This window comes from Acinetobacter lwoffii, assembly GCF_024129735.1.
Classification (GTDB): Bacteria; Pseudomonadota; Gammaproteobacteria; order Pseudomonadales; family Moraxellaceae; genus Acinetobacter; species Acinetobacter lwoffii_H.
Genome location: NZ_JAMXXK010000037.1, coordinates 26,090 through 35,108, shown reverse-complemented (window position 1 = coordinate 35,108; position 9,019 = coordinate 26,090). Strand labels below are relative to the sequence as shown.

General features: G+C 43.8%; 9 protein-coding genes. 7 read left to right on the top strand and 2 right to left on the bottom strand.

The window, feature by feature from the left end; all coding sequences use genetic code 11:
• The first annotated feature begins 191 nt into the window (after window positions 1-191).
• The gene (locus NI469_RS11180) at window positions 192-518 is read left to right on the top strand and encodes a hypothetical protein (RefSeq protein WP_004279890.1); all 327 of its coding nucleotides are present in this window, start codon (window positions 192-194) and stop codon (window positions 516-518) included.
• Between the two features lie 49 nt (window positions 519-567).
• Here the strand turns inward: NI469_RS11180 and glnG are convergent, their stop codons facing one another.
• Window positions 568-2,043, bottom strand: coding sequence for a nitrogen regulation protein NR(I) (glnG, locus tag NI469_RS11175; protein ID WP_004279889.1), 1,476 nt, complete (start codon window positions 2,041-2,043; stop codon window positions 568-570).
• The gene (gene glnL, locus NI469_RS11170; protein ID WP_253175210.1) at window positions 2,030-3,139 is read right to left on the bottom strand and encodes a nitrogen regulation protein NR(II); all 1,110 of its coding nucleotides are present in this window, start codon (window positions 3,137-3,139) and stop codon (window positions 2,030-2,032) included. Before glnL ends, glnG begins: the two co-directional genes overlap by 14 nt.
• A 341-nt stretch (window positions 3,140-3,480) precedes the next feature.
• On the opposite strand from glnL, the gene rimO reads away from it, so the two are divergent.
• The 6 genes from rimO (at window position 3,481) to ispC (ending at window position 9,019) form a co-directional block, all read left to right on the top strand.
• Window positions 3,481-4,824, top strand: coding sequence for a 30S ribosomal protein S12 methylthiotransferase RimO (gene rimO / locus NI469_RS11165; RefSeq protein WP_005263068.1), 1,344 nt, complete (start codon window positions 3,481-3,483; stop codon window positions 4,822-4,824).
• 46 nt (window positions 4,825-4,870) lie between these two features.
• Window positions 4,871-5,599, top strand: a complete 729-nt coding sequence (gene pyrH, locus NI469_RS11160; protein ID WP_004279886.1) for a UMP kinase — start codon at window positions 4,871-4,873, stop codon at window positions 5,597-5,599.
• A gap of 80 nt (window positions 5,600-5,679) precedes the next feature.
• Window positions 5,680-6,234, top strand: a complete 555-nt coding sequence (frr, locus tag NI469_RS11155) for a ribosome recycling factor (RefSeq protein ID WP_004279885.1) — start codon at window positions 5,680-5,682, stop codon at window positions 6,232-6,234.
• 7 nt (window positions 6,235-6,241) lie between these two features.
• The gene (gene uppS / locus NI469_RS11150) at window positions 6,242-6,994 is read left to right on the top strand and encodes a polyprenyl diphosphate synthase (protein ID WP_253175208.1); all 753 of its coding nucleotides are present in this window, start codon (window positions 6,242-6,244) and stop codon (window positions 6,992-6,994) included.
• Between the two features lie 3 nt (window positions 6,995-6,997).
• Window positions 6,998-7,822, top strand: a complete 825-nt coding sequence (locus tag NI469_RS11145; protein WP_004646715.1) for a phosphatidate cytidylyltransferase — start codon at window positions 6,998-7,000, stop codon at window positions 7,820-7,822.
• A complete protein-coding gene (gene ispC / locus NI469_RS11140; protein WP_253175206.1) occupies window positions 7,823-9,019 on the top strand; it encodes a 1-deoxy-D-xylulose-5-phosphate reductoisomerase in 1,197 nt (398 codons plus the stop codon).

Here is a 9,019-nt window from a genome sequence, read left to right as displayed (position 1 = left end):
GAATCCTGGTCGTTAAAGTGTTTGCTTGCACTCATATTTTAACGATTTGGACTCAGGTTTTTTATTTAAATCAAACTATGGGACAGCAGTGATCTGAAGATTCCTTTTTTTATCGTCGAGGTTTTTAATTGAATAAAGTCAGTCCATAAAATTTGCTAAAATATACGGATAGTAAACAGATTGATTTTTATATGGCTTATCAACTTATTCCACTCTCGATTCAGGCCACTGATAATATTGCCTGTCCACATTGTCAGCACAACGTGATTGATTGGGCAGAAGAGCAGTATGTGCAACCTTGTGAACATACCCTGTTTATTGCCATGGATATTGGCTTTGAATATATGACGGATGAATTCGAGCACAGCATGCCGCGTTCTGTAGATGATCTGCATGCCAATGATGATCAGGTGAATATGCTGGATGAAATCACCCAAGCGACTTATTCAAATTATCTGATATATAAGTCTGATCTGGGCATAGATGGGTATTTCCGCTATGTGGGTTTTACTGCATAAATCATCATCAATAAAAAAGCGCCAATCGGCGCTTTTTTATATGGAAAGATTAACTTTCTATTTCTTCTTCGATTTCATCATCCGTAGTATCCATGCCCAATTCTTTAAGCTTGCGCGTTAAAGTGTTGCGACCCCAACCTAAAAGTTCTGCGGCATGACGTTTACGGCCACGGGTTTGTTGCAAGGCTGCATTGATCAAGGTGCGTTCAAACATTGGCGTCGCAACATCCAGAAGTTTCATTTCACCATTTTTGAGTTTCTGCATCGCCCATTGACCCAGCAATTCATCCCAGTGATGCGGTGCGATCTGGTTCAGCGTTGGAATTGGCGCACCCGGATCCTGCTGATGAATTGGGATTTGTTTCAGTTCAGGTGGCAAGTCTTCAGGATAGACTTCACGACCTGTGATCATGACAGTCAGCCAGCGACAGGTATTTTCAAGTTGACGCACGTTACCTTGCCACGGCAATTTCTGCATATATTCCTGGGTTTCAGGACGCAGAATCTTTGGATTGACCCCAAGTTCCTTGCCGGCACGTGCCAGAAAATGCTGCGCCAGCATCGGAATATCTTCACTACGATGTGCCAGTTTTGGAATATGAATACGAATTACATTCAGGCGATGATACAAGTCTTCACGGAAGCGACCATCATGAACCAGTTTTTCCAGATCCTGATGGGTCGCTGCCACGATACGTACATCAACCTTAACCGGAATATGACCGCCAACACGGTAGAACTCACCGTCTGCCAAAACGCGCAGTAAACGTGTTTGCGTTTCAAATGGCATATCGCCAATTTCATCTAAAAACAGCGTGCCGCCATTGGCCTGTTCAAAACGACCTTGGCGCTGGGTATTAGCACCGGTAAATGCACCTTTCTCATGGCCAAAGAGTTCGGTTTCGATCAGGTCTTTTGGAATCGCCGCCATATTGAGGGCAATAAAAGGTTTTGAACTGCGTGGTGAATGACGATGCAGGGCATGCGCCACCAGTTCTTTACCTGTACCAGACTCACCATTAATCAACACGGTAATATGCGATTGTGATAAACGGCCAATGGCACGAAACACTTCCTGCATGGCAGGCGATTCACCAATAATTTCGGTAGATTGAATTGGTGGAGCCGCTTTTGCTGATTCTTGTTGCTGTAGCTTGGTGATATGTAAAATTGCACGATTTACCAGCGCCAGTGCTTCATCAATATCAAAAGGCTTAGGCAGATATTCAAAAGCACCAGTTTGATAGCTAGAAACAGCCGATTCTAAGTCTGAATGCGCCGTCATAATAATGACAGGTAGGTCAGGATAACTGTGTTTAACCTTGCCCAGGAAGGTAAGTCCATCAATACCCGGCATACGGATATCGGTCAAAATCACATCGGGTGCTTCCAGACTCAGTTGGTCTAGTGCAGATTGTGCTTCTTCAAAACTGGTCACATCCAGACCTTCCTCTTTAAAGGTCTTTTCCAGTACCCAGCGCATGGCGCGATCGTCATCAATCACCCATATTTTATTTCGCGACATGATTCGACTCCCAAGGTAAATATAAGCTAAAGACGGTTTTTCCAGCCACGGACTGACACTCGATCATGCCGTTGTGCTGATGAATAATATTTTGAGCAATACTGAGGCCCAGTCCGGTACCTTTTGCGCGACTGGTGACCAGCGGATAAAACACCGATTCGATAATCTCTTCCGGCACACCTGGACCGTTGTCTTCAATATCAATCCGTACTACAGAGCGGTGAATCACCCCGTTAATGGTAAAGAGACGCTGAATCCGGGTTCTTAAAATCAGTTCCGGTTGATATTCGACAAAGAACTCCTTGTTCTCGGTCATGGCCTGTACGGCATTGGCGCAAATATTCAAAATGACCTGAATCAATTGATCACGGTCTGCCAGCACTTCAGGCAAGGACAGGTCGTAATCCCGGGTAATCTTGATTTTCTTTTTGGTCTGATTGGCAATCAGTGAGCGTACTCGTTCCAGAGGTTCATGCACATTGACCAGCTCATAGCTCGGAAGCTGGCGTGAACCGAGCATGGTATCGGCCAGATTTCTCAGTCGATCGACTTCACTAATAATAATGTCGGTAAATTCTTTGTATTGTGGATCATTCAGGCTGCGTGCCAGGAGTTGAGTTGCGCCGCGAATACCACCGAGTGGATTTTTGATTTCATGCGCGACACCGCGAATCAGTTGACGCGCTACTTGATGCTGTTGCAGCAGATTTTCTTCACGCGAGATTTTTAACATACGATCGCGAGGATTGAGTTCAATGAGCAGCAACGGATGATAAGGTTTGCCAAGGTTTAGCTGAGAAACAGTGTAATCGACATGAATGTCTTTAAAGTTGACCAGAATAGTGGCTTCGCGGCGTGTATAAGGTTGTCCCGTAGTTAAAGTATTATTCAGGGCTTCTTCGGTGTTGAACTCATCTGTCGGGTTTCGCAGAATATTGAGTACGGATGTGCCGCTCGCGCGGAATAAGCTCACATCAAATAAGGCTTCACAGGCAGAATTCAGATAATAAATATTAAGATCGCGGTCTATCAATAAGATACACGTGGTCATATTGTCCACTAAAGCACGATAGTCGATCGGAATAATTTGATCCATTCGCGGGTTTGTTCCTGTATTAAAATGGCGCAATGGCATCTTCATAAAGCAATTTAATCAATTTTAAGTTCTGATTTGATGCAAGATGCACGCCAACTTTTATGAGTAGAGTTTATTTATTGCGATGAAATGCAGAAATGTGACAGAGCAACACAATTCATCTTAGATATAGCGGATTAAATTGAGGCTGTAAATCTAAAATGATTCATTTTGGTGCATTGGTAGGTATGTTGAATATTTTATGGCAATATTTTAGTGCGTGATGCAAAGAGTCAGGTTTTCAACTATTTTTATGATGCGAAAAGACATACAATACGCGCATTCTAGTAGAGCGAAAATTCATGAAGTCCCCCAAAGTCGGTTTTGTATCTTTAGGTTGTCCTAAGGCATTGGTAGATTCTGAACGTATTTTAACCCAGTTAAAGACTGAAGGTTATGACGTCGCTTCGGATTATGACGGTGCTGATTTAGTTGTAGTAAATACCTGTGGTTTCATTGAATCCGCAGTGCAAGAGTCGCTAGATGCGATTGGTGAGGCGATGAGCGCGAATGGTCGCGTGATCGTAACAGGTTGTCTAGGTAAAGACGAAGACAAGATTCGCCAAATGCATCCCAATGTCCTGAAAGTGACAGGTGCAGCGGCATATAAAGAAGTTATGGATGCGGTTCATCAATACGTGCCTGAGCCGCCAAAACACAATCCATTTATTGATCTGGTTCCAGAGCAAGGCATCCGCCTGACGCCAAAACACTATGCTTATTTGAAAATATCTGAAGGCTGCAACCATCGTTGTACCTTCTGTATTATTCCAAGCATGCGTGGCGATCTGGTTTCACGTCCAGTTGGTTCTGTGCTTGAAGAAGCTGCAGCGCTGAAACGTGCCGGTGTAAAAGAAGTACTCGTGATCTCCCAGGATACTTCTGCTTATGGCCTGGACACGAAATACAAGCTGGATTTCTGGAATGGTCAGCCGGTTAAAACCAAATTCTATGACATGTGTGAAGCATTGGGTCAGTTGGGAATCTGGGTACGTTTGCACTATGTTTACCCATATCCGCATGTGGATGCTGTGATTGACCTGATGGCACAAGGCAAAATCCTGCCTTATCTGGATATTCCATTCCAGCACGCGAGTCCAAAAATTCTCAAACTGATGAAACGACCTGCGCACAGTGAAAATACACTGGAGCGTTTGAAAATCTGGCGCGAGAAATGTCCTGATCTGGTGTTGCGTTCAACATTTGTGGTGGGCTTCCCGGGTGAAACTGAAGAAGACTTCCAGATGTTACTGGACTGGCTGAAAGAAGCCCAGCTGGATCGTGTGGGATGTTTTACCTATTCGCCAGTTGAAGGTGCGACAGCAAATGATTTGCCAGATCACGTTCCTGAAGAAATTAAACAAGAGCGTTATGAGCGTTTCATGCAGGTTCAGCAAGAAATCTCAGCAGCCAAACTCCAAAAACGTATCGGTCAAACCATGACTGTGCTGGTAGATGACCTGGAAGATGAATTCCCGGTAGCGGTTGCGCGTTCTTATGCAGATGCACCTGAAATTGATGGCAATGTTTTTGTTGAAGATATCGATAAAAGCGTCATTAAGGCAGGGGATTTACTTGAAGTCGAGATTACCGATGCAGATGAATACGATCTGTACGCAAAACTCATTTCAATCAAGTCTGCTTAAGATTTTGAATTAAAAAAAATTAAATTGAATACTTTGGAGTTTGATGATGTTGGATTCTAAAAAGCCACGCTTTGGTCGCATCCTGTTAAAGCTTTCTGGTGAAGCGCTGGCAGGCAATAAAGACATGGGGATCGATGCACAAGTGCTCGATCAGATGTCACTTTCTATTGCGCACCTCGTGGGTTTAGGCGTACAAGTAGGTATTGTTGTGGGTGGTGGTAACCTGTATCGCGGTAGCCAGCTACAAAAAGATGGTCTAGTTGGTCGTGTAACTGGCGACCAGATGGGTATGCTAGCAACAGTCATGAACGGTTTGGCACTTCGCGACGCTTTGGTGCGCCGTAATATTAAAACCCGTTTAATGTCTGCATTGCCAATTGGTGCCGTGGTTGAGTCTTACTCAAGCCGTGATGCAATCCGTCACCTGACTCAGGGTGAAGTGTGTGTATTCGTGGCAGGTACAGGTAATCCGTTCTTTACGACAGATACAGCTGCCTGTTTACGTGGTATTGAAATCGAATCAGACTTGATCTTGAAAGCGACCAAAGTTGATGGCGTATATAACAAAGATCCAAGCAAATATGATGATGCGGTTAAATATGACACATTGACTTTTGACCAGGTTCTGGACGAAAAGCTGGGTGTAATGGACTTAACTGCAATCTGTTTATGTCGTGATCACAACGTGCCGCTACAAGTATTCGATATGAATAAATCTGGCGCATTGCTTTCCGTTGTGATGGGTGAAAAAGAAGGGACTCACGTTACCAATTAATGACGTGAGCACCAAAGCACTTTATACTACACGCTAATTTAGTAATAACCTCTTTTCAAGAATTAAGTAAGGAAGATCATATGATTAACGATCTTAAAAAAGACAGCGAAGACCGTATGAACAAAACTCTAGAATCTCTAGAGCATGGTTTTGCAAAAGTTCGTACCGGTCGTGCGCATCCATCAATTTTAAATAACGTGATGGTTTCTTACTATGGTTCAGACGTTCCATTGAACCAGGTGGCAAACGTAGGTGTTGAAGATTCACGTACTTTGTTAATCCAGCCTTTCGAACGTTCAATGGTTTCTGCAATTGATAAAGCGATTCGTGAATCTGACTTGGGTCTGAACCCAATTACAGCAGATGCGATTCGTGTACCGATGGCTGCGTTGACTGAAGAAACGCGTCGTGACATGCAAAAAGTTGCGCGTAATGAAGCAGAAAATGCCAAAGTAGCGATCCGTAACATCCGTCGTGATGTATTGGGCGATATCAAGGCTTTGTTGAAAGAAAAAGAAATTTCTGAAGACGAAGAGCGTCGTGCTGCTGACGAAATCCAGAAAATTACTGACAAATTTGTTGCTGAAGTTGACAAGCGCTTGGCTGCGAAAGAAGCTGAATTGATGAAGGTCTAATTCATCGATGACCGTTGCTGAAGAAAATCCCCGTCTTCCGAAACATGTTGCCATCATCATGGATGGCAACAATCGTTTTGCCAAAAAAAAACAGATGCAGAAAGGTGATGGACACCGTGAAGGAAAAACGGTTCTGGATCCGATTGTTGAACACTGTAAAAAAAGAAATATCCAGGCTTTAACTGTATTTGCCTTTTCCAGTGAAAACTGGAATCGTCCACAGTTTGAAGTTGAATTGCTCATGAAATTGCTGGTAGACACCATTCATGAACAATTACCCCGCATGGAAAAATTCAATATTGCCTTACGCTTTATTGGTGATCGCAGCCGTTTGTCCCCAGAATTACAGGGGCTTATGTTGCATGCCGAACAAAGGACTGCTAATTTCAATAGTATGACACTCACTATTGCAATCAGTTATGGTGGTATGTGGGATATGGCACAAGCTGCACAGCGAATTGCTAGCGATGTTTTAACAAATAAATTAGATCTTGATGCAATTAATACTGATGTATTTGGTCAATATGTCAGCCTCGGTGATTTACCTGCAGTTGATCTGCTGATTCGTACGGGTGGAGATTTCCGTCTTTCGAATTTCCTGTTATGGCAGGCAGCCTATGCAGAGCTTTATTTCACTGAGACGCTATGGCCAGAATTTACCGTTGAAGAACTTGATGATGCACTTGCCGTATTTGGTGGGCGTGAACGTCGTTTTGGTAAAACATCAGAACAGATTCATCAGGAAAAACTTGAGAATTAATACATGTTTGAGCGGATTATAACCGCATTGGTGTTGGTAGCAGTTGTACTGAGCTGTATGTTTGCTACTGAATCACATTATCCAATGTTTGTATTGATGGTTCTTGCTGCTGGGGTGGCCGGTTATGAGTGGTTTAAACTCATGCCGCGAAAATTTAAATATGTCATCAAACCTGTTGCTTGGGGATATGGAGTGCTCACTGCAGCACTTTCAGCTTTGGCATTGTATTTTGCCGAAGTTGCCTTATTGTTATGGGTAGCTTCTATAATTACTTGGTTGCTCAGCATTTACTGGGTTAAAACCTATCCTGAATATGATGGCTGGTACAACGCCAGCCTGCACGGAATCGGCGTAGTTCTGATCTCTGCTGCGGTTACTGCAATTTTCTCTGTCTGGCAAAGTTCACCGTGGTGGCTGATGTACCTGTTTTTACTGGTATGGGGCGCAGATAGTGGTGCGTATTTTGTGGGTCGTAAATTTGGCAAGAAAAAGTTGGCGCCGAATGTTAGTCCTAATAAATCTGTGGAAGGGCTGTATGGTGGTATTGTTACTTCAATGCTGATTGTAACGGCAGTTGCCTTACTTTATCTGGATATGACTTGGCCAGAACTGATTTTATTTCTGATTCTATCTGTCGTTACAGTATTTAGTTCGGTACTGGGTGACCTGTTTGAATCCATGATCAAACGTCGTGCCGGTATTAAGGATTCAGGTCGAATTTTGCCAGGACATGGCGGAGTACTGGATCGTATTGATTCTTTGCTTGCTGCAGCTCCAATCTTTGCAGCAGGTATGGCTGTTTTAAAACTTATTGGTGTAGATTTATAAATGTCACAAGCAGTTTGTATACTGGGTGCTACAGGTTCCATTGGTCAAAGTACTTTAAAAATCTTGCAGCGACATCCTGAAGCATACTCGGTTTTTGCTGTGACCGCGCAAAGTCGTATTGATGAGCTGGTCGAAATTTGCCAGCAATACCGTCCTAAAGTGGCGGTGGTACCGGCTGAAAAAGTAGATGAACTTTCAAAACTACTTCAGCAACATCATTTATCTGATATTGAAATTCTGCAAGATGAAGCCGGTTTAATTGCTGTGGCTGAACACGCGGATGTTGATATCGTCATGGCGGCAATCGTTGGTGCAGCAGGCTTGTTGCCGACACTGGCTGCAGTGAAAGCGGGTAAGCGCGTACTGCTGGCCAATAAAGAAGCTTTGGTGATGTCAGGTGACATCATGATGCAGGCAGCGCGCGATCATGGGGCATTACTGCTTCCCGTGGATTCCGAACACAATGCGATTTTCCAATGTCTGCCACAGCATTATTTTGAAGCAGAGCGTCATGGCAAGCCCAAACTGGGTGTGTCCCAGATTCTACTGACCGCTTCAGGTGGCCCATTTCTGAACCACAGCATGCAGCAACTTGAAGAGGTCACACCTGCCCAAGCTTGCAAGCATCCTAACTGGTCCATGGGTCAAAAAATTTCAGTCGATTCTGCTACCTTGATGAATAAAGGTTTAGAATTGATCGAAGCCTGCCATTTGTTTGCAGTTCAAGAACAATTTGTTACAGTTGTTGTGCATCCACAGAGTATTATTCACTCCATGGTTCAATACGTTGATGGTTCGACTTTGGCACAAATGGGTAATCCGGATATGGGCACGCCTATTGCACATGCTTTGGCATGGCCTGAGCGTATTAGTACGCATGTGGCGCCACTGGATCTGTTTATGCATTCACAACTTAATTTTCAAGAACCGGATATGCTCCGTTTCCCTGCATTAAAATTGGCCCGTCAGGCCATGCAGAGTGGCGGAATTGCACCGACAATTTTAAATGCGGCCAATGAAATTGCAGTTGCTGCATTTTTAAATCAACAGATCAGATTTACCCAAATTCCTCAGGTAGTTGAGCATGTCCTAAATCAGATGGACAATCAACCCGCACATGATCTGGAGGCTATCTTGCAAGCAGATCAAATGGCGCGAGGTTTATCACAGCAATATGTTGTGAATAAAGGAAGTTAA

Coding starts and splice junctions, on each gene's coding strand:
- NI469_RS11180 (WP_004279890.1), top strand. CDS start 192: ATGGCTTATCAACTTATTCCACTCTCGATTCAGGCCACTGATAATATT.
- glnG (WP_004279889.1), bottom strand. CDS start 2,043: ATGTCGCGAAATAAAATATGGGTGATTGATGACGATCGCGCCATGCGC.
- glnL (WP_253175210.1), bottom strand. CDS start 3,139: ATGGATCAAATTATTCCGATCGACTATCGTGCTTTAGTGGACAATATG.
- rimO (WP_005263068.1), top strand. CDS start 3,481: ATGAAGTCCCCCAAAGTCGGTTTTGTATCTTTAGGTTGTCCTAAGGCA.
- pyrH (WP_004279886.1), top strand. CDS start 4,871: ATGTTGGATTCTAAAAAGCCACGCTTTGGTCGCATCCTGTTAAAGCTT.
- frr (WP_004279885.1), top strand. CDS start 5,680: ATGATTAACGATCTTAAAAAAGACAGCGAAGACCGTATGAACAAAACT.
- uppS (WP_253175208.1), top strand. CDS start 6,242: ATGACCGTTGCTGAAGAAAATCCCCGTCTTCCGAAACATGTTGCCATC.
- NI469_RS11145 (WP_004646715.1), top strand. CDS start 6,998: ATGTTTGAGCGGATTATAACCGCATTGGTGTTGGTAGCAGTTGTACTG.
- ispC (WP_253175206.1), top strand. CDS start 7,823: ATGTCACAAGCAGTTTGTATACTGGGTGCTACAGGTTCCATTGGTCAA.